Below are 23,797 nucleotides of genomic sequence, written 5' to 3' on the forward strand. Positions count from 1 at the left end.
CGAACGGCGAAGCCTTGGCGAAGCCGTTCCATCAGGCGGCCTTCGCGCCGGCCTCGCGGCGGGGCGGCTGGGCCGCCAGCCGCTCCACCAGAGTCTGCACGTCCTTGACGATCTTGGACTTCGGCCGGTGCTGGGCGATGGGTCCCCCGAGGTTGACCGAAGCCGCCGCGGCTTCCCAGTCCGAGCTGATCCCGCCCTCGGCCTTCCGTTGCAGAGCCTTCTCGGCCTCGGTCATCGAGGGGGCCGGGCCGAACATCCGGCTCGCCAGGCGGTTGAGCACGATGCGCGGCCGAAGCCCCGTCGAGAGGGCGTCCTCGATCTCGTCCGAATAGGCCCGCGCCGAGAGCAGGGCGGGCACGGTGAGCTCGGAGATCACCAGCACCTCGTCGCATCCGGCCAGCGCCTCGAGCGTCCAGGCCCGGCGGTGACGCGGCAGGTCCAGGATGACCCACTCATAGACTTCGCAGGCCACCTCCAGCATCCGCAGCACGGTCTCGCGGCTGATGGCGTCGAACGCATTGGGGTCGCGCACGCCGGCCATCAGGTCGAGGCCCTTGGATACCGGCGTCACGAACGCCTGCAGCATCGCCCCGTCCATCCGGTCGGCGGCGTTGCCGAAATCGGCGAGGCGCGTGGTGGGCTGGGCGCCCAGATAGGCGGCTGCGGCGCCGTCCGAGAGGTTGAGGTCCACCAGGCAGACCGAGCGGTCCTTCCCGGACCTGGCGGCCAAGGCGTAGGCGATCTCGATGGCGATGGTGGTCGCGCCGGAGCCGCCCACCGCGCCCGTGACGCCCCAGCAGCGCGACGTCGCCCCGCCCGCGGCAGCCGGCAGGGGTTGGGCCTCGACCATCAGGGCCTGCACGGCGGCCTTCAGCTCGTCGTCGGAATAGGGCGCCTCCAGGATGTCGGAGGCCGGCAGCCGCAGCACGTTGCGCACCAGCCCGGCGGGCAGGTTCTCGCCCAGCATCAGCACGGGCGGCGAGGCGCGCAGCGCCGACAGCGCCTTCACGCACGCGGCCAGGGCCGGGGCGTCCCAGGCGTCGGCGTCGATCAGCACGAGGTCCACGCCGCCGGGCGTCAGCCCGTCCAGGCTGGCCGCCGAACCTGTCTCGACCGCCGCCCCGGCCAGCGGACCCGCCGTCAAGGCCTGGGCGTCGGCGCCCAGCGCCAGGATGCGGCGTCCGCGGATCAGGTCGGTCGAAGGGGCAGTGGGCTTGGAGCGCAACATCGGTCCAGTCTTTACTTGGTCGGTTCGGCGCCGCTCACGCGCGGCAGCGGCTTGTCGAGCGACTTGCCCATCAGGAACAGGTCCTTCCCGGTTGGCTCCCGGCCGGGCATGGCGTCGGGCGGGGCGATCGCGCGGTCGGCCGGCGTCGACAGCCGCGCCGTCACGACGATCAGCAGTTCGCTCTCGGCCCGCTTCCACCGCGCCGAACGGAACAGCGCGCCAAGGACGGGCAGGTTGGCCGCCCACGGCGTCTGCTGCACGTTGTTCTGGTAGTCGTGCTGGAACAGCCCGGCCATGGCGAAGCTGTCGCCGTCGCGCAGCTCCAGCGTCGTCCCGGCGCGGCGCACCGTCAGGGCCGGGATGGTGATCCCGCTGACCGTCACCGCATTGTTGTAGTCCAGCTGGCTGACCTCGGGCGCGACCTCGAGGCGGATCCAGCCGTTGTCCTGGATCGTGGGGGTGAAGTTCAGCTTCACGCCGTAGGGCCGGAACTCGATCGTGATCCCGTCACGGCTCGGAACCGGGAACGGAAACTCGCCGCCCGCCAGGAAGTTGGCCTTCTCGCCCGACATCGCCACCAGGTTCGGGCGGGCCAGGGTGCGGACCACGCCCTTCTCCTCGAGCAGCTGAAGGTTGGTGTCTATCGAGGTGCGGCCGATCCCGCCGTTGGTGGTGATCGAGGTCGCTGGCGGCGTGACGCCCATCAAGCCCTTGCCGACGGCCACGGCGAACGACTCGTTCATGACGTTGAAGTTCAGGCCGACATCCTGCAGCGCGTTCCGGCTGGCCTCGAGGATGCGGACTTCCAGCACGACCTGCTGGACGTTGGTGATCATCATGCGCGAGATGACCGCGTCCGGCGCATACCGCTCGGCCAGCTTCTCGGCCCCGGTGCGCACCACCGACGAGGAGATGTTGCCGGTCAGCATCAGGCCTTCGCCCAGGTTGCGGACCTGGATGGCCTCGTCCGGATAGGCGATGCGCAGGTCTTGCTGCAGGCCCTCGGCGTCATAGCCGACGCGTACGTCGATCACCTCGGCCAGCTGGCCGGTCCGGTCATACACCAGCATGTTCGTCGCGCCGAACTCGATCCCCTGCACGTAGAAGGTCGAGTTCGAGGTGGCCGTCACCTTGGCCGTTTCGGGCTGCGAGATGACGATCCGGGACGCCGGTCCCGGAAGCCGGAACTGCAGGGACTTGTCGCGCGGCACAAAGATGACGCGACGCTGCACCGGCTCGCTGGCCAGGATGCGCGTCTGCGCCAGCGCGGGAACGACGCCGACGCCGGACGTGGCCAGCAGGAGGCCGGCCATGGCGGCGAGGGTGGAGCGGAACATGCGGGACATCGGGGTCATGCCTCAGCTCGCCGCGACCGGGAGCAGCGCGGGCGCCGCGGCGGGGGCGGGGGCTGGGGCGGTCCGCTTGGAGCCGCCGCCCTTGCTGCGCTTCGAGGCTTCGCCTTCGATGATCAGGATCGCCGAATAGGGCTGAACCGGGCCGCTGCGGGCGGGCGCCGAGGTGCGGACCGCCGGTCGGCCGCCCACCAGGAAGTCGGCCGTCCGCAACGGGGGGGCCTTGGCGATCTCGGCGGCGCCGTTGCGGCGCAGCGCCAATGACAGCTCGCCCAGCGTGGCGGCGATCGACAGCTTCTGCGAGTCCTCCACAGAGACCTCGATGGTCGCCGTGTTCGGGCTCGCCGGCTTGTTGGAGGTTGGGTCAGCGTTCAGGTCGACGCCCAGCAGCCGCGCGTTCTGGACCACCACGTAGGAGATGTAGTTGCGCGTCTCGCCCTGAGGCGTCAGGTCGCGCATCAGCACCACGTCGACGTGATCGCCGGGCAGGGCATGGCCGCCCACGCCCGAGGCGTCGTTCACCTTCAGCGTATAGGCGCGCATGCCTTCCGCGACCTCGGCCGAGACCGATGGCCGTGCGCCGGGGCCGGACAGCTTGGTCGGCAGCAGGGCCTCATTGGAGGCGATTGGGGTCAGCACGACGGGCGCCCCACCATGGTCGGCGGCCAGCGCCGCGGCGACGGTGGTGAAGGAGCCCTCGGGGATCGCGTTGCTCGGGATCTTGATGACCTTCAGCATGCCGGCGTCCAGCTTCTCGCCGTACTTCAGCGTGCGGGAGGCCACGACCACGGGCTCGCCCACCGCCTCGGCGCGGATAGGGTTCTTCACGCCCGCCGCGTTGGGCAGGGCGATCTTGGCCACGAAGAGAGCGCCAAGCCCCAGGACCGCCGAGGCGGCGAGGCTGACAATGGTTACGACCCGCATCCGGAGAACCCGACCGACAATTCTTGTTCTATCTCGGGACGTTAACGACACCCGCCTTGCGATATCCTGAATGTGGAAGGTGAACGCCGCGGTAGGGATTGTGGCTAAGCTCACCTATCCGCTGGCTTGGCGGTGTCCCGCGACGCTAGGTTCACCCTTCGAAACATCGGTCCGGAGCAGGCGACATGAAGGTGCGGCGGTTAGGAAATTCGGGCCTCAAGGTCAGCGTGGTGGGCCTGGGCTGCAACAATTTCGGCATGCGGATCGACCAGGCCCAGACCCAGGCGGTCGTCGACGCCGCCATCGACGCCGGGATCACCCTTTTCGACACCGCCGACGTCTACGGCGGCACGAAGTCCGAGGAGTTCCTGGGCAAGGCGCTGGGCAAGCGGCGGCACGAGATCGTGCTGGCCACCAAGTTCGGCATGTCCGTGGGCGGAGACCCGAAGAAGCGCGGCGGCTCGCGCAAGTGGATCATGCAGGCCGTGGAGGACAGCCTGCGCCGCCTGGGCACCGACTACATCGACCTCTACCAGCACCATTCGCCCGACCCGGACACCCCGGTCGACGAGACGCTGCGGGCGCTGGACGACCTCGTGACGCAGGGCAAGGTCCGCTACCTCGGCAACTCCAACTATACCGGCTGGCAGATTGCGGACGCCGACTGGAGCGCCGCGGGCCAGAGCCGCTTCGTCTCGGCCCAGAACCTCTATTCCCTGCTGGAACGCGACGTGGAGCGCGAGGTGCTGCCGGCGTGCGAGCACTTCGGCCTGGGCTTCCTGCCGTTCTTCCCGCTGGCGTCCGGGCTGCTGTCGGGCAAGTACCAGCGCGGCGTGGCCCCGGCGGAGGGCACCCGGCTGGCCGCCTGGGGCGCGCGCGGCGAGGCCGCCATGAGCGACGCCAACTTCGACAAGGTCGAGCCGCTGGAAGCCTGGGCCAAGGAGCGCGGCCACACGATCCTGGAACTCGCCTTCGCCTGGCTGCTGGGCCACGACGTCGTCAGCTCGGTGATCGCCGGGGCGACGACGGCCGATCAGGTGAGGACCAACGCCGCGACCGCCGAGTGGCGGCTGACCCCCGAAGAGGTCGACGAGGTCGGCAAGCTGGTCGGGTGAACCCAAGCCATCCGCGAATGCGGGGACCCACGCTTGCCTTCCGCAAGGCGATGGGCCGCTAGAGACGTCGGGAAGAACAGCCTGGGTCTCCGCATCCGCGGGGATGAGTGGGGTCTAGAATGTACGATCTGCTGAAGGACCTGCGCGTGGTGGAGGGGTCGGCCTTCGTGGCGGCGCCGACCTGCGGGCTCTACCTGGCCCAGATGGGCGCCGAGGTGATCCGCTTCGACGCTATCGGCGGCGGGCCGGACTTCCGCCGCTGGCCGCTCGCGGAAAATGGGTCCAGCCTCTACTGGGAAGGCTTGAACAAGGGCAAGAAGTCGATCGCCATCGACCTGGCCAGTCCCGAGGGCCGCGAGATCGCCCAGCGGCTGGCCGCGGCGCCCGGCGACGACGGCGGCCTGTTCGTCACGAACTTCCCGGTCGACGGCTTCCTTTCGTACGACAGGTTGAAGGCGCTGCGCGACGACCTGATCTGCGTGCGCGTCATGGGCTGGGCGGATGGCTCCCAGGGCATGGACTACACGATCAACTCGGCGCTCGGTCTGCCGCTGATGACGGGCCCGGTGGGCGACGAGCGGCCGGTGAACCACGTGCTGGCTGCGTGGGACCTGCTCACCGGCGCCTACTGCGCCTTCGCCCTGGTCTCGGCCCTTCTGGCGCGGACGCGCGGGCGAGGCGGGCGCGAGATCCGCGCCCCGCTCAGTGACATCGGCGCGGCCACCATGGCCAACCTGGGCTTCACCGCCGAGACCTTGCTGGCCGGCCGCCAGCGCGAGCGGATGGGCAACGACGTCTTCGGCGCCTTCGGCCGCGACTTCACGACGAAGGACGGCCAGAAGCTGATGCTGTTGGCCATCACGCCCAAGCAGTGGAGCAAGGCGCTGGAGGCCCTGGGCATCGGCGCCGAGGCGGCCGCGCTGGAGGCCGAGCTGGGCGTGTCGTTCGCGAAAGACGAGGGCCTGCGCTTCGCCCATCGCGCCCGGCTCTACCCGCTGTTCGAGCGCGCCTTCGCCGCGAAGACGGCGGCCGAGCTCACGCCCGCCTTCGACGCCGGCGGAGTCACCTGGGGCAGCTATCAGACGCTCGAGGTGGCGCTCGACGATCCGCGTCTCTTCAAGGACAACCCGCTGTTCGAGACCGTCCGCCATCCCAGCGGTCTCAGCTACCCGGCTCCCGGCGCCATGGGCACGATCCCGCAGGACGAGCGCCGGCCGGTCACGCCGGCGCCGAAGCTGGGCCAGCACACGGACGAAATCCTGGCCGAGGTCCTGGGCCTGAGCGGCGGCGAGATCGCCCGCCTGCACGACCGGGGCGTGGTGGCCGGCGCCTAAGACCATCGGATAGCTGGCGGCGCCCACGCCGAAGGGCCATCTCTGCCGTCTGAGACGGTGGAGGCTTCGATGGCGCGAGCGGCGGCGAAATCGGCAGGCGAGGGCGTCTGGCTGGCGGCGGGCAAACGCACGCCCTTCGCCAGGGCTGGCGGTGTCCTGGCGTCCAAGGATGCGCTCGAGCTCTCGGTCCCGGTGATCCAGGCCATGCTGGCCGAAGGCGGCACGCCCGACCTGGCCGTCTGGGGTGCGGTGATCCCCAACCTGGCCTGGAGCAATATCGCCCGCGAAGCCCTGCTGGACGCGGGCGCTGACGCCTCGATCCCTGCCTTCTCCACCGTCATGGCCTGTTCCACCAGCATGGCCGGCGCCTTCCAGGCCGCCGGGATGCTGGACGGCCGCGGCCGCGACTTGGCGCTGGTCGGCGGCGTCGAGAGCATGAGCCGCGTCCAGATCGGCCTTACCCAGAACCTGTCCGACGACCTGCGCAAGGTGATGGAGGCCAAGACCTTCGGCGACCGCCTGGCCGCACTCGGCCAAACCCGCCTCTCGGACGTGCGCCTGCACGTGCCGAAGATCCAGAACCGGGTCACCGGCAAGAGCATGGGCGAGCACACCGAGGAGATGGCCAAGGGCTGGGCGATCACCCGCGAGGAGCAGGACCAGATCGCGCTCGCCAGCCACCAGAACGCGGCCGCTGCCTGGAGGGCCGGCTTCTTCGACGACCTGGTGATCCGGATGGCCGAGGCGGGCCACGACACCACCGTGCGCGCCGACACCAGTCTGGAGAAGCTGGCGAAGCTCAAGCCGTCGTTCGATCGCACCAGCGGCAAGGGCACGCTGACCGCCGGCAACTCCAGCCCGCTCACCGACGGCGCCGCGGCCCTCTGGGTCGCGACGGCGAAGGGCCTGGATCGCCTGCCGGCCGCGACGCCGCGCGTGCGTCTGGTGGACTACGAGATCAATGCCATCGACCTGCGCCACGAGTACCTGTTGATGTCCCCCGCCTACGGCATTCCCAAGCTGCTGGCGCGCCACGGCCTGCGCTACGAGGACGTCGGGCTGTGGGAGATCCATGAGGCCTTCGCCGCCCAGGTGGCGACCCACATCAAGGCGCTGCAGGACGAGGCCTTCCTGCGCGACAAGGCCGGCGTGACCGGCGACTTCGGCCGCTTCCCGGTCGAGCGGATGAACCCGAACGGGGGCTCGACCGCGCTGGGCCATCCCTTCGGCGCCACTGGCGCACGGATCCTGTCGCAGGCGGTCAAGGAACTGGCCGCCATGCCCGCCGGGACCTGGGCCGTGGTCTCGATCTGCGCCGACGGTGGCCAGGGGACCATGGCGCTGCTGCGCAACGGCTAGGCCCCGGCCGCCGGGCCTGCTCTGATGCCGGCGGATTCGGGCGGAGGGGCGGGTGGCGCAGATCGAACTGGGAACCGGAGACCTGCTGGACCGGCGCGGCCGGCTCGCCGAGGGCGGCTGGGCCCGCCGCGAGGCGCGCCGCTACAGCCGCAAGGCCATCGCGGCGTCGCCCTTCAGGATCAAGGAGTGGGACTACTACTGCGTCCTGACCGGAGACTATGGCCTGGCCGCCGTCGTCGCCGACAACGGCTACATGGGCTTCCTGTCGACCGTGTGGCTAGATTTCCAGACCCGTTCCGTGACCACCGAGAGCGTCATCACGCCCTTGCCGCTTGGCCGGATGCGGATGCCGCAGAGCGCCGACGTGGGCGACATCGTCCAGGATCACCCGACGCTCAGGCTGGCCTTCCGCCACACGCCGGAGGGGCGCAGCCTGGAGATCCACTGCCCGGGCTTCGGGAACGGCCAGGGCCTGAACGGGACGCTCCGCCTCGCGCAGCCGCCGATGGATCGCATGATGATCGCCACGCCCTGGGCCGAGGCGCCGAAGGCCTTCTACTACAACCAGAAGATCAACTGCATGCCGGCCAGCGGCGAGATCGCGCTGGGCGGAGAGACCTATGCCTTCACCCCTGACAAGGCGTTCGGCGTGCTCGATTGGGGTCGTGGCGTCTGGACCTACCACAACGTCTGGTACTGGGGGTCGGCCTCGGGCCTGGCGGACGGCGTGCCGTTCGGCTTCAACATCGGCTACGGCTTCGGCGACACGTCGGCCGCCACCGAGAATATGGTCTTCTACGACGGCGTGGCGCACAAGCTGGACCAGGTGACCTTCCACCTTCCGGAAGGAACCTACGATGGGGCCCCGTGGCGCTTCTCCAGCAGCGACGGTCGCCTGGAGATGACCTTCGAGCCCATCCTCGACCGTGCGGACGCCTCGGACTTCAAGATCATCCGGTCCATCACCCACCAGGTGTTCGGCCGCTTCTCGGGGTCGGCGGTGCTCGACGACGGGCGCAAGGTGACCTTCGCGAACCTGCTCGGTTTCGCCGAGCAGGTGGAGAACGCCTGGTAGCCCGGGCTACTCCGCGGGCTTCAACAGGGCCAGCAACGCGCCTTCGCTGACCTGGGCGCCCAGCTCCGCGGCCAGTTCCTCGACCAGGCCGTCGAACGGCGCCGCCAGCGCGTGCTCCATCTTCATGGCCTCGAGCGTCAGCAGCGGCTGACCCTTCGTCACCTTCTCGCCAGCCTTGACCGACAGCTGGGTCACCTTGCCGGGCATCGGTGCGCGGATCTGGCCGTCGCCGCCCCCGCCGCCCGCATCGGCCACCGGCGGGTGATCGCGGAAGGCGAAGGCCTCGCCGCCCTCGAACACGACGACTTCCTCCTCGCTCACCACATGGATGAAGCGGCTAGGCTCGCCGGGCATCTCGGCCTCCAGCGCCCGGTCGCCGTAGAACAGCCGCGCCGTCTCGACGACCGGGGCGTTCAGGCGGAAGCCCTTCAGGTCGATCCAGGGGGTGCTTTCGCCCGCGCGCTGCTCCACGGCTTCGCGGAACGCCCAGCCGGCGGTGGCCAACGCCTCCGGCGACGGCTCGGCCGCCGCCGTGAGCTCGTCCAGCTCGCGTCCGATCAGCCCGGTGTCGACGCTGCCCACGATGAAGTCCGGCGTCTCCAGGCAACGGACCAGGAACGCGGCATTGGTCTTCACCGGCCACACCTCGACCTCGCCGCAGGCCTCGGCCAGCTGGGCGATCGCCTCGTCGCGGGTCTCCGCGTGGGCGATCAGCTTGGCGATCATCGGGTCGTAGAAGGGCGTGATGGCGTCGCCCTCGTCCACCCCGGTGTCGACCCGCACGCTGGTGGGCAGGCTGAAGCTCTCCAGCTTGCCGATCGACGGCAGGAAGCCGGTGGACGGGTTCTCGGCGTAGAGGCGGGCCTCCACCGCGTGGCCGTTCAGCTCGATCTCTTCCTGGCGCAGCGGCAGCGGCTCGCCGGCGGCCACGCGGAACTGCCACTCCACCAGGTCCAGCCCGGTGACCATCTCGGTGACCGGATGCTCCACCTGCAGGCGGGTGTTCATCTCCATGAACCAGATGCGGTCGCCGCGCAGGCCCTGGCTGGCGTCCGCGATGAATTCCACGGTCCCGGCGCCGACGTAGCCCACCGCCTTGGCGGCCTTCACCGCCGCTTCGGTCACCGCGGCGCGGGCCTGGTCGCTCATGCCCGGCGCAGGCGCCTCCTCGATCACCTTCTGGTGGCGGCGCTGCAGCGAGCAGTCGCGCTCGTAGAGGTGGACGACGCTCCCGTGGCTGTCGCCGAACACCTGCACCTCGATGTGGCGCGGGCGGGTGACGTAGGTCTCCAGCAGCACCCGATCGTCGCCGAAGCTGGCCGCCGCCTCGCGCTGGCAGGACGCGAGCGCCGCGTCGAACGCCTCGGCGCTCTCGACCAGCCGCATGCCCTTGCCGCCGCCGCCGGCCACGGCCTTGATCAGCACCGGGAAGCCGATCATCTCGGCCTCCGCCTTCAACCGCGTGGCCGACTGGTCCTCGCCCAGATAGCCCGGCGTCACCGGCACGCCCGCATTGGCCATCAGACTCTTGGCCGCGTCCTTCAGGCCCATGGCGCGGATCGCCGACGGCGGCGGCCCGATCCAGATGAGCCCGGCGGCCATCACCGCCTCGGCGAACTCGGCGTTCTCCGACAGGAAGCCATAGCCCGGATGGATCGCCTCGGCGCCGGCCGCCTTGGCGGCGGCGATCACGCGGTCGCCCTTCAGATAGCTGTCGCGCGCGGCGGCCGGGCCGATCATCACCGCCTTGTCAGCGTCGCGCACATGGCCCGCATCGCGGTCGGCCTCCGAGAAGACGGCGACGGTCTCGATGCCCATGCTGCGGGCGGTGGAGAACACCCGACGAGCGATTTCACCGCGATTGGCGACCAGGACAGATTTGAACATGGCCATTCCGCTTACATCCGGAAGACGCCGAAGCGGGTCTCGGGGACCGGCGCGTTCAGCGAGGCGGAGATGGACAGGCCCAGGACGTCGCGCGTCTGGGCCGGGTCGATGATGCCGTCGTCCCACAGGCGGGCGGTGGCGAAGTAGGGGTTGCCCTCGTCCTCGTAGCGCTGGCGGACCGGCGCTTTGAAAGCCTCTTCCTGCTCGGGCGTCCACTTGTCGGCGTCGCGGTGGACGGTGGCCAGCACCGAGGCCGCCTGCTCCCCGCCCATCACGCTGATCCGGCTGTTGGGCCAGGTCCACAGGAAGCGCGGGGAATAGGCCCGGCCGCACATGCCGTAGTTGCCGGCCCCGAACGAGCCGCCGACCAGGACGGTGAACTTCGGGACCTCGGCCGAGGCGACCGCGGTCACCAGCTTGGCCCCGTCCTTGGCGATGCCGCCGGCCTCGTAGCGGCCACCCACCATGAAGCCCGAGATGTTCTGCAGGAACACCAGCGGGATCTTCCGCTTGCAGGCCAGCTCGATGAAGTGCGCCCCCTTCAGCGCGCTCTCCGAGAACAGCACCCCGTTGTTGGCCAGGATGGCGACCGGATAGCCCCAGATCCGCGCGAAGCCGCAGACCAGGGTGGTTCCGTACAGCGCCTTGAACTCGTCGAACTTCGAGCCGTCGACGATGCGGGCGATCACCTCGCGCACGTCGTAGGGCGCGCGCACGTCCTGCGGGACGACGCCGTACAGCTCCTCGGGATCGAAGGCCGGCGGCTCGGGCGCCTCGAGGTAGAGGTCGTGCGTCTTGGTGGTGTTCAGGTTGGCCACGATGCGGCGCACGATGGTCAGCGCGTGCTCGTCGTTCTCGGCCACGTGGTCGACGACGCCCGAGCGCCGGCCGTGGGTGTCGGCCCCGCCCAGCTCCTCCGCCGAGATCACCTCGCCGGTCGCGGCTTTCACCAGCGGCGGGCCGCCGAGGAAGATCGTCCCCTGGTTCCGCACGATCACGGTCTCGTCCGACATCGCCGGGACGTACGCGCCGCCGGCCGTGCACGAGCCCATGACGCAAGCGATCTGGGCGATGCCCTCGGCGCTCATCCGCGCCTGGTTGAAGAAGATGCGCCCGAAGTGCTCGCGGTCGGGGAACACTTCGGCCTGGTGCGGCAGGTTCGCGCCGCCCGAGTCCACCAGGTAGACGCAGGGCAGGCGGTTCTGCAGGGCGATCTCCTGCGCCCGCAGGTGCTTCTTCACGGTCAGCGGGAAATAGGCGCCGCCCTTCACCGTCGCGTCGTTGGCGACGATCATCACCTCGCGGCCCGAAACCCGGCCGATGCCGGTGATCACGCCCGCCGCCGGGGCCTCGTCGTCATAGAGCCCGAAGGCCGTGAGCTGGCCCACCTCCAAGAACGGCGCGCCGGGATCCAGCAGCCGCATCACCCGGTCGCGGGGCAGCAACTTGCCGCGGCTCACATGGCGCTCGCGGCTGCCCTCGGGCCCGCCCAGCGCCGCCTTGCCGGTCCGCTCGCGCAGTTCCTCGACCAGGCCGCGGTTCACCTCGGCGTTGGCGGCGAAGGCGGCCGATCCCGTGTCGAGCGCCGATTGCAGTTTCCTCATGCCCCGCCCTAGGCCGTCTTTTCGAGCACGAGGTCAAGTTCAGCGATCATCGCCTCGCGCATGGCGAACTTTTGCACCTTCCCCGTCACGGTCGTGGGGAACCCTTCCACGAATTTGATGTGGCGTGGAATCTTATAGTGGGCGATCTGGCCCTTGCAGAAATCGCGCACCGCCTCGACGTCGAGCTGTTCCCCCGCCTTCAGCACGATCCAGGCGCATAGCTCCTCCCCGTACTTCGGATCGGGCACGCCGATCACCTGCACGTCCTGGATCGCGGGATGGCGGTACAGGAACTCCTCGATCTCCCGCGGATAGATGTTCTCGCCGCCCCGGATCACCATGTCCTTGATCCGCCCGACGATGTTGCAGCAGCCGTCGTCGTCGATCGTGGCCAGATCGCCGGTGTGCATCCACCCAGCCGCGTCGATCGCCTCGGCCGTCCGCTCGGCGTCGTCCCAGTAGCCCAGCATGACGGAATAGCCCCGGGTGCACAGCTCGCCCGCCTCGCCGCGCGCGACGATCCGGCCCTCGGCGTCGACGATCTTCACCTCCAAATGCGGCTGGATGCGGCCGACGGTCGAGACTCGCACCTCCAGGCTGTCGTCGCAGCCCGACTGGAAGCTGACCGGCGAGGTCTCGGTCATGCCGTAGGCGATGGTCACCTGCGGCATGTGCATCCGGTCGATCACCTCGCGCATCACCTCGATGGGGCAGGGCGAACCGGCCATGATCCCGGTGCGCAGGCAGTCCAGGTCGAAGGCGGCGAAGTCCGGATGGCCCAGGAGGGCGATGAACATCGTCGGCACGCCGTACAGCGCCTGGCACCGCTCCTCGGCCACGGCGTGCAGCACCGCCAGGGGCTCGAACGCCTCGGCCGGATAGACCATCGTCGCCGCGTGGGTCAGGCAGCCCAGGTTGCCCATCACCATCCCGAAGCAGTGGTACATCGGCACCGGGATGCAGACCCGGTCGCCCGCCTTCAGCCGGATCGCCTCGCCGACGAAGAAGCCGTTGTTGAGGATGTTGTGGTGGGAGAGCGTGGCCCCCTTCGGGAACCCAGTGGTGCCGCTGGTGAACTGGATGTTGATCGGGTCGTCGAACTGCAGGGTCGGCCCGATCTCCTCCAGCCGCAGCCGATCGGCGTGGCTGGCCGTGTGCGAGACGTGAGCGAAGCTCTGGCAGCCGCGGTGGGGATCGTCGCCCAGGGTGATGACCGTTTCCAGCGCAGGCAGCCTGCCCCCATCCCGCAGCTCGCGCACCATCGCCAGGTATTCGCTGGTCTTGTGCCGCACGGCGGTCACGAGGGCCCGGCAGCCCACCTTGTTCAGCGCATATTCCGCCTCGGACAGTCGATAGGCCGGATTGATGTTCACCAGGATCAACCCGGCCTTGGCGGTGGCGAACTGCGTGATCGTCCACTCCGCGCAGTTTGGCGCCCAGATGCCCACCCGATCGCCGGGGTTGAGCCCCAGCGCCAGCAGCCCCGCGCCGAACGCGTCCACCCGGGCTTTCAGCTCGGCATAGGTCCAGCGGATACCCTGATGCCGCGAGAGCAGCGCCAGCGCGTCCGGGTGCGCCGCGCAGGTGTCGTCGAACAGCGCCCCGATCGTCCGCCCGATCAGCGGCTGGGCGCTGGCCCCATGGACGTAGCTGAGCTGGGCCATCGTCCTCCTCCCTTGTTCTTCGCATGGTGGCGGCCGGCTCCCGGCGTGTCATCCGCTTTCGCGGGCGATCGATGGACAGGTGATCGGCCGCTAGGCTCACCCAGGGTTCCCGTGGCAGAGAAACGATCGTGACCACCGAGACCTTCCCCGAGATCCGCGAGGCCGTGCGCAAATTGTGCGCGCGCTTCCCCGGCGCCTACTGGCGCGAACTGGACCGCGAGCGGGCCTATCCGACGGCCTTCGTCCAGGCTCTGACCGAGGCTGGCTTCCTGTCGGTCTTGATCCCCGAGGAATACGGTGGCTCCGGCCTCGGCCTCGCCGCCGCCACGGCGGTGCTGGAGGAGATCCACCGCAGCGGCTGCAACGGCGGCGCCTGCCACGCCCAGATGTACACCATGGGCACCGTGCTGCGGCACGGGACGCCCGCGCAGAAGCAGGCCTACCTCCCGAAGATCGCCACCGGAGAGCTGCGCCTGCAGGCCTTCGGCGTCACCGAGCCCGACGCCGGCACCGACACGACCCGCATCACCACCTTCGCGAAGAAGGTCGGCGACAAGTACGTCGTGAACGGCCGCAAGCTGTGGATCAGCCGCGCCGAACACTCCGACCTGATGGTGCTGCTATGCCGGACCTCGCCGCGCGACGAGGCCAAGACGTCGGCCGGCATGAGCGTCCTGCTGGTCGACATGCGGACGGCGAAGGGCAATGGCCTCACCATCACGCCCGTCCGCACCATGCTGAACCACGCCACCACCGAGCTGCTGTTCGAGGACCTGGAAGTTCCGGCCGAGAACCTGGTCGGCGAGGAGGGCAAGGGGTTCAAGTACATCCTGGACGGCATGAACGCCGAGCGCATCCTGATCGCGTCCGAGTGCATCGGCGACGCCCGGTTCTTCATCGACCGCGCCAGTCAGTACGCCAAGGACCGCGTCGTGTTCGGCCGCCCGATCGGCGAGAACCAGGGCGTGCAGTTCCCGTTGGCCCGCGCCCACGTCCAGATGACCAGCGCGAGCCTGATGGTCGACAAGGCGGCCGAGCTGTTCGAGGCGGGCCAGCCCTGCGGGACCGAAGCCAACATGGCCAAGCTCGTGGCCTCGGAAGCCTCCTGGTTTGCCGCCGACATGTGCCTGCAGACCCACGGCGGCTTCGGCTTCGCCGAGGAATACGACATCGAACGCAAGTTCCGCGAGACGCGGCTCTACCAGGTGGCCCCGATCTCCACGAACCTGATCCTCAGCCACGTCGCCACCCACGTCCTGGGGCAGCCGAAGAGTTTCTGATGACCTACGAAACGATCAAGGTCGAAGAGGTCGCGCCCGGCGTCACCGTCATCGCCTTCAACCGCCCAGAGGTCGCGAACGCGCTCTCCACCCAGATGGGCCGCGAACTGCTCGAGGTCTGGTCGAAGCTGCGCGGCGACGAGAGCCTGCGGGCGGTGATCCTGCGGGGGGAGGGCAAGCACTTCCAGGCCGGCGCCGACCTCAAGGAACGCAACGGGATGACCGACGAGGCCTGGGCCGAGCAGCACCGCCTGTTCGAGGCGATGATCCGCGCCCAGCTCGCCTGTCCCGTCCCGGTGATCGCCGCGGTGCAAGGCGCGGCGATGGGCGGCGGCTGCGAGATGACGCTCGCCAGCGACTTCGCCTACGCCGCCGAAGGCGCCCGTTTCGGCCTGCCCGAGGCGGGTCTCGGCATCCTGCCGGGCCTGGGCGGCACCCAGCTCCTGACCCGCGCGGTGGGGCCCCGTCGGGCCATCGAGATCCTGACGACCGCTTCGCCGTTCACCGCCGATCAGGCGCTGGACTGGGGCGTCGTCAGCGGCGTGGTTCCGGCGGACAGCCTGATGGAGACCGTACTGGGCGTGGCCCGCGTAATCGCCAGCAAGGCGCCGCTGTCGGTGCGCGGCGCCAAGCGCGTCGTGCACGGCGGCCAGGACCTGGACCTGGCCCGCGCCATGGACCTGGAGCTCACCGTCTACAACCACCTCTTCACGACCCAGGACCGCCGCGAGGGAGTGGCCAGCTTCAACGACAAGCGGACCCCGAAGTTCGAGGGGAAGTAGGCTACCGGGCCGGCCGCAGCATCGGATAGAGCGGCGGATAGTCGTCGGGCTGGACCAGCCCGATCACTTCGAAGCCGTGGCGTTCGTACAGCGGGATGTTCCGCGGATTGCTGCTTTCCAGATAGGCCGGCAGCCCCTGCGCGTCGCAGAGCCGCAAGCCTTCCTTGATCATGGCCGACCCCAGGCCTTCGCCCTGCCGCGACGGATCCACGCCCACGGCCGCCAGATACCAATGCGGGCCCTCGGGGTGGTGGCTGCGGATCTGCTCGCCGACCTTCCCCAGAACCTCGCCCTTCTCCGGCGTCACAACGCCGGCCAGGACGCCCAGCATGGCCTCCAGATCCGGCTCCACGCCGGCCGGCAGCCACAGTGAGACCGCCGCCGCATCCTCGGTCACGAAGGCCGTGCCATGCTCCAGCCCGCGCCCGCCCATGCCCATCACGAACGGAGGCCAACCGGCCACGAAGTCGCGCGGCTTGGAGAAGATGTAGCGGACGCAGGGATCGGCGCTGAACGACAGCAGCAGCGTGTCGATCATCGCCTCGCGGTCGGCCGGCGTGGCCGTTCGGACTTCGACGGGTTTCATGCCGCCTTCATAGCGCGGGATGGCGAAGCAGCGAGTCTCCGCTTACCGTCGCGCTCGTGAGAATGCCTGCGCCAGACCCGAGTCTCATCGCCCGCAAGGGTGAGATCGTGCGGGCGTTGCAGAAGATCGTGCCTGGCGAGGGCGTGGTGGCCGAGCCGGCCGGCCTCGTGCCGTTCGAGAGCGACGGCCTCTCCGCCTATCGCCAGACCCCGATCGCGGTGGTGCTGCCCGAGACGACCCAGCAGGTGTCCGAGATTCTGGCCTGGTGCCATGCCAACGGCGTGAAGGTGGTGCCGCGCGGCGCCGGCACGTCGCTGTCGGGCGGCGCCTTGCCCCTGGCCGACGGGGTCGTGCTGGGCCTGTCGAAGTTCAACCGCGTGCTGGAGGTGGACTACGCCAACCGCTGCGCCGTGGTGCAGCCGGGGGTCACCAACCTGGGCGTCACCGCCGCCGTCGAGGCGCAGGGCTTCTATTACGCCCCCGATCCCTCCAGCCAGATCGCCTGCACCATCGGCGGCAACGTGGCCGAGAACTCGGGTGGCGTGCACTGCCTGAAGTACGGCCTGACCACCAACAACCTGCTGGGCTGCGAACTGGTCCTGATGAGCGGCGAGGTCGTCCGGCTAGGCGGCAAGGCCATGGACGCCGAGGGCTACGACCTGCTGGGCCTCGTCACCGGCTCGGAGGGCCTGCTCGGCGTCGTGACCGAAGTCACCGTCCGCATCCTGCCGAAGCCTGAGACGGCCAAGGCCCTGCTCCTGGGCTATCCGACGGTCGAAGGCGCCGCCGCCACCGTGGGCGACATCATCGCCGCCGGCGTCATCCCGGCAGGCCTGGAGATGATGGACAATCCGGCGATCCGCGCCGCCGAGGCCTTCGTGGGCGTCGGCTATCCGGTGGAGGCCGCCGCCCTGCTGATCGTCGAGCTGGACGGGCCCGAGGCCGAGTGCGCCGAGCTGGTGGGACACGTCCGCATGCTCGCCGCTGAGCGCGGCGCGAACTTCGTGAAGACCTCTGAGACCGAGGCCCAGCGGCTGGCGTTCTGGGCCGGCCGCAAGGCCGCATTCCCCGCCGTGGGCCGCATCGCGCCCGACTACTTCTGCATGGACGGCACCATCCCGCGCCGGGCGCTGCCGCAGGTGCTGACCCGCATCACCGAACTGTCGGCCGAGTACGGCCTGGGCGTGGCCAACGTCTTCCACGCCGGCGACGGCAACCTGCACCCCCTGATCCTCTACGACGCCGACATCCCGGGCGACCTGGAGAAGGCCGAGGTCTTCGGCGCCGACATCCTGAAGCTCTGCGTCGCCGTGGGGGGCGTCCTGACCGGCGAACACGGCGTCGGCGTCGAGAAGCGCGATCTGATGGGCGAGATGTTCGACGCCACCGACCTGGCCTGCCAGCAGCGGGTGAAGTGCGCCTTCGACCCGGGCCTGTTGCTCAATCCGGGCAAGGTGTTCCCGACCCTGCACCGCTGCGCAGAGCTGGGCCGCATGCACGTCCACAGGGGCAAGGTCGCCTTTCCCGAGCTGCCGCGGTTCTGATGATCGACACCGGCGTCCGCGTGCTCAAGCCCACCACACCGGAAGAGGTCCAGGCCCTCGTCGCCGAGGCCGGCGCCGCCGCGCGCCATATCGAGGTGATCGGCGGCGGCACCAAGCGGGTGGTGGGCGAGATGGACCCCGTCGATCTCGTGTTGTCGACCCAGCGTCTCGACCGCATCGTCGACTACGCCCCCGAGGAACTGGTGCTGACCGTCCAGGCCGGCGTGCGGATGCTCGACATCGAGAAGCTGGTGGCCGCCCGCGGCCAGATGCTGGCGTTCGAGCCGCCTCGCTGGACGCGGCTGATCGGCGCGCGCGGCGAGCCCACCCTGGGCGGCGTGCTGGCTGCCAACCTCTCCGGCCCCCGACGCATCCGGGCCGGCGCCGCCCGCGACCACTTCCTGGGCTTCGAGGCGGTCTCGGGTCGCGGCGAGGTGTTCAAGGCCGGCGGCAAGGTGGTGAAGAATGTCACCGGCTACGACCTGATGAAGCTGATGACCGGGTCCTGGGGCACGCTGTCGATCCTCACCGAGGTAACGATCAAGGTGCTGCCCGCGCCGAGGGCCGAGACCACGCTGCTGTTGTTCGGGCTGCCCGACGTGCGCGCCAGCGAGGCCATGACCATCGCCATGAACGGCCCTTGGGACGTCTCGGGCGCGGCCCACCTCCCGTCCTTCGCCGCCCGCGCACGTCCGCTGAAGGCCGAGATGCCCACCACGGCGCTGCGGCTGGAGGGCTTCGAGGCGTCGGTGGCCGCGCGGGTGGAGGGCCTGCTGGCCGCGCTGAAGGGCTATGGCCGGATCGACGCCCTGGACGGCGACCACTCCAGGGATTTCTGGGCCCAGATCCGCGAGGTCGAAGCCTTCGCCGGCGATCCGCGGCCGCTGTGGCGGCTGTCGCTGCCGCCCGCCGCCGGCTGGCGCGGCCCGCACGGCCTGCCCGGCGACGCGCTCTACGACTGGGCTGGCGGCCTGGCCTGGCTGCTCACCGAGGAGCCGCCGCAGAAGGTGCGCGCCGTGGTCCGTGGCCTGGGCGGCCATGCGCTGTGCCTGCGCGGCGCGCCTGCGTTCGGCCCGCGCGACGGGGCGCTGGGCGCGCTGCAGGACCGGGTAAAGGCCGCCTTCGATCCGCTCGGCGTGCTCAATCCGGGCCGGTTGGAGGGCGCTGCGTGAGGACCGCCTTCACCGCCGAACAGCTCGCCGATCCCGAGACCGCCGCCAGCGCCGGCGCCATCCGCAAGTGCGTCCACTGCGGCTTCTGCACCGCCACCTGCCCCACCTACGTCCTGCTGGGTGACGAGCGCGACAGCCCGCGCGGCCGCATCGAGCTGATCCGCGAGATGCTGGAGACCGGGGGTCCGCCCGCGCCCGAGACCGTTACCCACGTCGACCGCTGTCTCTCGTGCCTCGCCTGCACCACCACCTGCCCGTCGGGCGTCGACTACGCCCAGCTCATCGATCACGCCCGCGCCCACATCGAGGCCCACCACGTTCGCCCCTGGCCCGAGCGGGTCCTGCGCGCCCTGATCCCGGCGGTGCTGACCCGGCCCCGACGCCTCGGCGTGGCCCTGACGCTCGGCCGGCTGGCCAAGCCGCTGGAGCCGCTGCTGGTGCGGCTGAAGCTGACCCCGCTGGCCGCGCTCCTGCGTCTCGTGCCGCCGCCGCACCCCCGGTCGCTGGCGTCCCCCAGCCGAAGTCCCGGCGGCCGCGCGAAGGGCCGCGTGATCCTCCTGCAGGGCTGCGTCGAGCCCGAGATGGCGCCCCAGGTCCGCGCCGCGGCCATCCGCCTGATCGCCCGCGCCGGCTACGAGATCGTCCTGGCCGAGGGCGAGGGCTGCTGCGGCGCGCTCTCCGAGCATCTGGGCCGCGCCGACGAGGCCCGGGCCATGGCGCGCGCGAACCTCGCCGCCTGGGCGAAGGCGGGCAAGGTCGACGCCATCGTCACGACCGCTGCCGGCTGCGGGACCATGTTGAAGAGCTATCGCCGGCTGGTGGGCGAGGCTGTCCCTGCGCGCGACGTGCTGGAGTTCATCGCCGAGGTCGGCCTACCCGAGCCCGTGAAGACGCCCCGGCTGAGCGTCGCCTACCACGCCGCCTGCTCGCTGCAGCATGGCCAACAGATCAAGACCGCCCCGCCGCGCCTGCTGGCCGAGGCCGGTTTCGATGTCCGCCCCGTCGCCGAGGGCCACCTCTGCTGCGGCTCGGCCGGCGTCTACAACATCCTGCAGCCCGCGCTCGCGACGCGGCTGCGCGACCGCAAGGCGGCCAACATCAACGCCACGGGCGCCGTCGCCGTGGCGGCCGGCAACGTCGGCTGCATGGCCCAGCTCGCTCCCGCTCTCGACGCCCCGATCGTCCATCCGGTCGAGCTGCTGGACTGGGCCACCGGCGGCCCGCGCCCCGCCGCCCTGGCCCAGGTCCGCGCGCCCACGGCCTAGGTAGTCCTACGGAAGTAGCGGTACGGACGTAGCCGTACGGAATTTCGCGACCGACCGAAAAAGGTGAAGCTGCCCCCGCTCAGTGAGGGGTGCGTCATGACGCGGATCGAGTTCCACCCAGAGGTCCTGCTTGCCGGCTTCGGCGCATACGCCGTCATCGTCCTGGCGCTCACGCTCCGGAACGCCCGCGCCGCGCGTCGCGCGTCACGCCGCCTCGACGAAGCCGGGCCAGGTGGACATGTACTTGACGAACGCCGGTCCCAGGCCCTCGTTGGCCAGATATTCGGCGGTGACCGGTAGCGCGATGGGCGTGAACGCCGGGTCGCGCGCCCGCTGCGGGAAGTCGTGGTGCAGGATGGCCGCGCGGCCGATCAGGACATAGTCGGCGCCCTGATCCAGCATCTGCGACGCGATCGCGGGCGACGTCACCTTCCCGGCCACGCCCAGCCGCACGCTCCCGCGGTCCAACTCGGTGAAGTAGCTCATCAGGCTGCGGCCCTTGAACGCCTCCTCGGCCGGTTCCTTGAAGACGTCCCACAACGACATGTCCAGGTAGTCGATCCGCCCATCGGTCAACACCGACTGCGCCACCTGGACGATCTCGCCGAGCTGCAGGTCGAACCGCTCCGGCGACAGGCGCAGGCCCAGCTGGAAGTCCTTGCCGGTGCGGGCGCGCACGCCGTCGATGATCTCAAAGATGATCCGCGCGCGGTTCTCGATCGACCCGCCGTACCGGTCCTCGCGGCGGTTCAGCTTGGGCGACAGGAACTGGGCCAGGATGTAGCCGTGCGCCCCGTGGATCTCGACGCCCTCGAAGCCGGCCTGCTCTGACCGCACCGCGGCGGCGACGAAATCCTCGACCAGCTGCTCCACCTCACCGAGGCTCAGGCCTCGCGCGCCCGTTTCCGGATCGTCCGACGGGCAGACCGGCGTGCCGACCAGGTCCTTGGGCGAGCGGTTGCCGGCGTGGTGCATCTGCAGCGCCGAGACGCTGCCGGCCTTCTTGATCGCCGCGGCCAGTCGCGTGAGGCCCTCAAGGTGCTGGTCGCCGAACACGCCGAGCTGGCCCGGGAAGCCCTGGCCCACCGCCTGCACGTGCGCCGCGCAGGTCATGGTCAGGCCGAAGCCGCCCTCGGCCCGCTTGGTCAGCCACTTGAACTCGTCGTCCGACAGCGTCCCGTCGGGATGGCTCTGCAGGTTGGTGAGCGGCGCCAGCATGAAGCGGTTCTTCAGGGCGGGGCCGTGGTTCAGGGTCATCGGCGCGAACAGGTCAGCCATGGCGGCCTCCGGAGGTAACGGTTTCGCCGCAGCCGTAGCGGGCTTCCGCAAGGTCCGGCAAACCAGCCTTTCTGCAAGGCCCTTGAGGCTTTACCCTGCGCATGGGGGCAGGAGGTCGGAATGGCAAGACTGTCGATCGCGGGCCTGACGGCGGCCCTCTTCCTCGTGGCCGGCCCTGCCGGCGCCCACCACGGCTGGTCGGCCTACAGCGATCAGGAATCCTCGGTCAGCGGGGTGGTGGAAGACGCCTCGCTCGGCCAGCCCCACGGGCTGATCCGGGTGAAGACCGCCCAGGGCGTCTGGGCCGTCATGCTGGCCCCGCCCGCCGCCATCGAGCGCTCGGGCCTCACCCTCCAGGCCATCCCCAAGGGAACCCAGGTCACCGCCCGCGGCCACAAGCGCACCGACGGCACGCTCGAGATCAAGACCGAACGCCTCGTCGTCGGCGGCAAGACCTTCGACCTCTATCCGGCGCGAGACTAACCCGCCGTTACGAAGATCGGGCCGCCGACCACGTCGAACACCGTGGCCTCCACGCGGCGGATGGCAGTGATCTGCATCACCGGCGGCGTCGCGTCGGACCGGCCGGCCCGGCTGCCCTGGGGCGCGGCCACACGCGGCCGGTGCTCCGCCGACACGCTCTTCAGGGCGCGGGCGACGTCGGCGTCGCGACAGCGGAAGGGCAGGGGCTCGGCCAGGCTGGCCACCGGCCGCGCATAGAGGCCGACCATCCACACCCGGTCGCGCCCGCGCACCACGCCATAGGCCGCGTGGGTGTGGCTGGGCCGCAGCAGGTTGCGCCAGTGGCCGGGGCTGTTCTTCCAGCGGACCAGCAGCTCGTCTGCGGCGGCCGGCGGGCCGATCCCCCGGTGATAGGCGATGTTCTCGGACGGCGAGCCGATGGTGGTGCGCCCCAGCAGCCAGAAGCGGTGGCTGGGATCGAACCCCTCGGGCGACAGGTGCTCCACATAGTTGCGCGCCGCCAGGTCGCCGGCGTGCGCGCGGGCGGCGGCGGCCAGTTCCTCGTGCCAGGCCACCGCCGGCGCCCCCGCCGACCGGCGCGCGGCGTTGGTGGCGTGCAGGGCGGTCCGCGCCGCGGCGTCGTCGAAATGCTCGCCACCGGCATCGGCCATCCGCGCGCGCAGCCGCCCCTCGTACCGGGTCCAGGCCGCCGCGTCCGAGGCCGGCGGCGCGGCGTCGGTGGCGACCTCGGCGCATGCGGGGGCGGCGGCCAGCGCCCCGGTCAGCGCAAGTCCTGCGCCCACCACGCCCCGCCGCGTCGGTCTCACGGGGTCTTCATGCCGGCGATGTAGTCCCGGATCAGCTTCAGCCCCTCCTCGTGGGTCAGCGACCGGCCCAGCTCGGGCATCATCACCCCGGGCTCCGTCGACGCCATCCGGTAGGCGAGGATCGAGGCGTCCGGATGGCCCGGTTCGATGCCCACCCGCAGGCCGCCCGAGCCGCGCCCGGCCGCCACCGGCCCCTTGCCGACGCCCAGCGCGGCGGGCCGCGTCTCCTCCAGGTTCAGGAACAGGCCCGAGTTCGAGGCCACCGCGCGCGGGTTGTGGCAATGGGCGCAGTTGGCGTCGAGATAGGCCCGCGCCCGCGCCGCCAGCGGCTCGGCGGGATCGTCCCAGCGGGCGGTCCGGGGCGCCGCCTCCGGCTTCGGCGCGCCGGTCAGCAGGCCCAGACGGCTCCAGTGCGCGAGCTGGTTCTCCGCACCCTCGGCATAGGCGAACGTCCCATTGAGATTCCGCGCCTTCGGCCCGATCGGCGTCAGCGTCTTGTCGAGCTGGTGGCACTCCTTGCACTGGTTCTGGTTCGGCACGGCGTAGTCCACCGATCGGCTCTGTCCGTGGGCGTCGACGAAGCTCACGTCGATCCGCGCCCCGGCCCGCTTCAGCACCGCCTCGGTCTGCTCGGCGTTCCAGACATAGGCCTGGGCCACCCAGCCTTCCCGCTTGTGGATCAGCAGGCGCGTCTCGAGGTAGCGCACCTTCTCGTCCGGCCGGCGCAGGTCGGCCGGGTAGGCGAAGGTTTTCACCAGCGTCGCGCCCACCGGGAAGTCCAGCACGCCGTCCGCCCGGTACGCCGCCTTCGTCCCCGGCGGCAGGTAGAGGAACCGGAACTTCTCGGCATAGTCGCTGAACAGCGGCGTGTTCAGCGCATAGGGCGTGAGGCCGTTCGGCGCACGCCCGCCGGCGTCCTTGAACAGGTGGTAGTCCGACAACTTCGGCGCCGGCGCCTCGGCCAGCAGGGTCTCGAGCGCCGGCCCCGCCGGAGCCGGCGCCGCCCCGAGGCAGACCAACGCGGCGAGGCTGGCGAGGAGGCGCTTCATACCGGACGGA

Annotated in this window: 20 protein-coding genes; 10 read left to right on the forward strand and 10 right to left on the reverse strand. The window is 70.4% G+C overall.

Going from position 1 to position 23,797, the window contains the following annotated elements:
- Positions 1-31: 31 nt before the first annotated feature.
- From ACODSY_RS04665 to cpaB, 3 genes are read right to left on the reverse strand one after another with little or no spacing between them, the layout of a single operon-like run.
- Positions 32-1,228, reverse strand: a complete 1,197-nt coding sequence (locus ACODSY_RS04665) for a CpaE/TadZ family protein (protein ID WP_488950491.1) — start codon at positions 1,226-1,228, stop codon at positions 32-34.
- An 11-nt stretch (positions 1,229-1,239) separates the two neighbouring features.
- Positions 1,240-2,583 (reverse strand): type II and III secretion system protein family protein, encoded by a 1,344-nt coding sequence (locus ACODSY_RS04670; protein ID WP_488950492.1) that lies wholly within the window; start codon positions 2,581-2,583, stop codon positions 1,240-1,242.
- A gap of 3 nt (positions 2,584-2,586) precedes the next feature.
- Positions 2,587-3,504: a Flp pilus assembly protein CpaB gene (gene cpaB, locus ACODSY_RS04675; RefSeq protein ID WP_488950493.1), complete on the reverse strand. Its 918-nt coding sequence runs from the start codon at positions 3,502-3,504 to the stop codon at positions 2,587-2,589.
- A gap of 185 nt (positions 3,505-3,689) precedes the next feature.
- Here cpaB and ACODSY_RS04680 point away from each other — a divergent pair, with 185 nt between their 5' ends.
- From ACODSY_RS04680 to ACODSY_RS04695, 4 genes are all read left to right on the forward strand, one after another.
- Positions 3,690-4,619 (forward strand): aldo/keto reductase, encoded by a 930-nt coding sequence (locus tag ACODSY_RS04680; protein ID WP_488950494.1) that lies wholly within the window; start codon positions 3,690-3,692, stop codon positions 4,617-4,619.
- Positions 4,620-4,738: 119 nt separating this feature from the next.
- Entirely contained in the window at positions 4,739-5,953 is a 1,215-nt protein-coding gene (locus ACODSY_RS04685) for a CoA transferase (RefSeq protein ID WP_488950495.1), read from the forward strand.
- Positions 5,954-6,022: 69 nt separating this feature from the next.
- Complete coding sequence (locus ACODSY_RS04690) at positions 6,023-7,312, forward strand: acetyl-CoA C-acyltransferase (protein ID WP_488950496.1); 1,290 nt, start codon at positions 6,023-6,025, stop codon at positions 7,310-7,312.
- Positions 7,313-7,364: 52 nt separating this feature from the next.
- Positions 7,365-8,387, forward strand: a complete 1,023-nt coding sequence (locus ACODSY_RS04695) for a DUF2804 domain-containing protein (RefSeq protein ID WP_488950497.1) — start codon at positions 7,365-7,367, stop codon at positions 8,385-8,387.
- A 6-nt stretch (positions 8,388-8,393) separates the two neighbouring features.
- Here ACODSY_RS04695 and ACODSY_RS04700 read toward each other — a convergent pair whose 3' ends face one another.
- The 3 genes from ACODSY_RS04700 to ACODSY_RS04710 are packed head-to-tail and all read right to left on the reverse strand — an operon-like array spanning position 8,394 to position 13,542.
- Positions 8,394-10,274, reverse strand: coding sequence for an acetyl/propionyl/methylcrotonyl-CoA carboxylase subunit alpha (locus ACODSY_RS04700; protein WP_488950498.1), 1,881 nt, complete (start codon positions 10,272-10,274; stop codon positions 8,394-8,396).
- Positions 10,275-10,285: 11 nt separating this feature from the next.
- Positions 10,286-11,878 (reverse strand): carboxyl transferase domain-containing protein, encoded by a 1,593-nt coding sequence (locus tag ACODSY_RS04705; protein WP_488950499.1) that lies wholly within the window; start codon positions 11,876-11,878, stop codon positions 10,286-10,288.
- Between the two features lie 8 nt (positions 11,879-11,886).
- Positions 11,887-13,542, reverse strand: a complete 1,656-nt coding sequence (locus ACODSY_RS04710; RefSeq protein ID WP_488950500.1) for an AMP-binding protein — start codon at positions 13,540-13,542, stop codon at positions 11,887-11,889.
- Positions 13,543-13,670: 128 nt separating this feature from the next.
- On the opposite strand from ACODSY_RS04710, the gene ACODSY_RS04715 reads away from it, so the two are divergent.
- Both ACODSY_RS04715 and ACODSY_RS04720 read left to right on the forward strand, forming a co-directional pair.
- Positions 13,671-14,822, forward strand: a complete 1,152-nt coding sequence (locus ACODSY_RS04715) for an acyl-CoA dehydrogenase family protein (RefSeq protein WP_488950501.1) — start codon at positions 13,671-13,673, stop codon at positions 14,820-14,822.
- Complete coding sequence (locus ACODSY_RS04720) at positions 14,822-15,604, forward strand: enoyl-CoA hydratase/isomerase family protein (protein ID WP_488950502.1); 783 nt, start codon at positions 14,822-14,824, stop codon at positions 15,602-15,604. Before ACODSY_RS04715 ends, ACODSY_RS04720 begins: the two co-directional genes overlap by 1 nt.
- Position 15,605: 1 nt before the next feature.
- On the opposite strand, the gene ACODSY_RS04725 is transcribed toward ACODSY_RS04720, so the two are convergent.
- A complete protein-coding gene (locus tag ACODSY_RS04725) occupies positions 15,606-16,190 on the reverse strand; it encodes a GNAT family N-acetyltransferase (protein ID WP_488950503.1) in 585 nt (194 codons plus the stop codon).
- A gap of 62 nt (positions 16,191-16,252) precedes the next feature.
- On the opposite strand from ACODSY_RS04725, the gene ACODSY_RS04730 reads away from it, so the two are divergent.
- The 3 genes from ACODSY_RS04730 to glcF are packed head-to-tail and all read left to right on the forward strand — an operon-like array spanning position 16,253 to position 20,171.
- Positions 16,253-17,734 (forward strand): FAD-linked oxidase C-terminal domain-containing protein, encoded by a 1,482-nt coding sequence (locus ACODSY_RS04730; RefSeq protein ID WP_488950504.1) that lies wholly within the window; start codon positions 16,253-16,255, stop codon positions 17,732-17,734.
- A complete protein-coding gene (gene glcE, locus ACODSY_RS04735; RefSeq protein WP_488950505.1) occupies positions 17,734-18,906 on the forward strand; it encodes a glycolate oxidase subunit GlcE in 1,173 nt (390 codons plus the stop codon). The genes ACODSY_RS04730 and glcE overlap by 1 nt, the downstream gene beginning before the upstream one ends.
- Positions 18,903-20,171, forward strand: coding sequence for a glycolate oxidase subunit GlcF (gene glcF, locus ACODSY_RS04740; RefSeq protein WP_488950506.1), 1,269 nt, complete (start codon positions 18,903-18,905; stop codon positions 20,169-20,171). The genes glcE and glcF overlap by 4 nt, the downstream gene beginning before the upstream one ends.
- A 204-nt stretch (positions 20,172-20,375) precedes the next feature.
- Here glcF and ACODSY_RS04745 read toward each other — a convergent pair whose 3' ends face one another.
- Positions 20,376-21,449, reverse strand: coding sequence for an NADH:flavin oxidoreductase (locus tag ACODSY_RS04745; RefSeq protein ID WP_488950507.1), 1,074 nt, complete (start codon positions 21,447-21,449; stop codon positions 20,376-20,378).
- 120 nt (positions 21,450-21,569) lie between these two features.
- Between ACODSY_RS04745 and ACODSY_RS04750 the strand changes: the two genes are divergently transcribed.
- Entirely contained in the window at positions 21,570-21,932 is a 363-nt protein-coding gene (locus tag ACODSY_RS04750) for a DUF6152 family protein (RefSeq protein ID WP_488950508.1), read from the forward strand.
- On the opposite strand, the gene ACODSY_RS04755 is transcribed toward ACODSY_RS04750, so the two are convergent.
- Positions 21,929-22,738: a CAP domain-containing protein gene (locus tag ACODSY_RS04755; protein ID WP_488950509.1), complete on the reverse strand. Its 810-nt coding sequence runs from the start codon at positions 22,736-22,738 to the stop codon at positions 21,929-21,931. The genes ACODSY_RS04750 and ACODSY_RS04755 overlap by 4 nt on opposite strands.
- A complete protein-coding gene (locus ACODSY_RS04760; RefSeq protein WP_488950510.1) occupies positions 22,735-23,787 on the reverse strand; it encodes an SO2930 family diheme c-type cytochrome in 1,053 nt (350 codons plus the stop codon). Before ACODSY_RS04760 ends, ACODSY_RS04755 begins: the two co-directional genes overlap by 4 nt.
- Between the last annotated feature and the right edge of the window lie 10 nt (positions 23,788-23,797).

The sequence above is a fragment of the Phenylobacterium sp. FG114 genome (assembly GCF_057809855.1).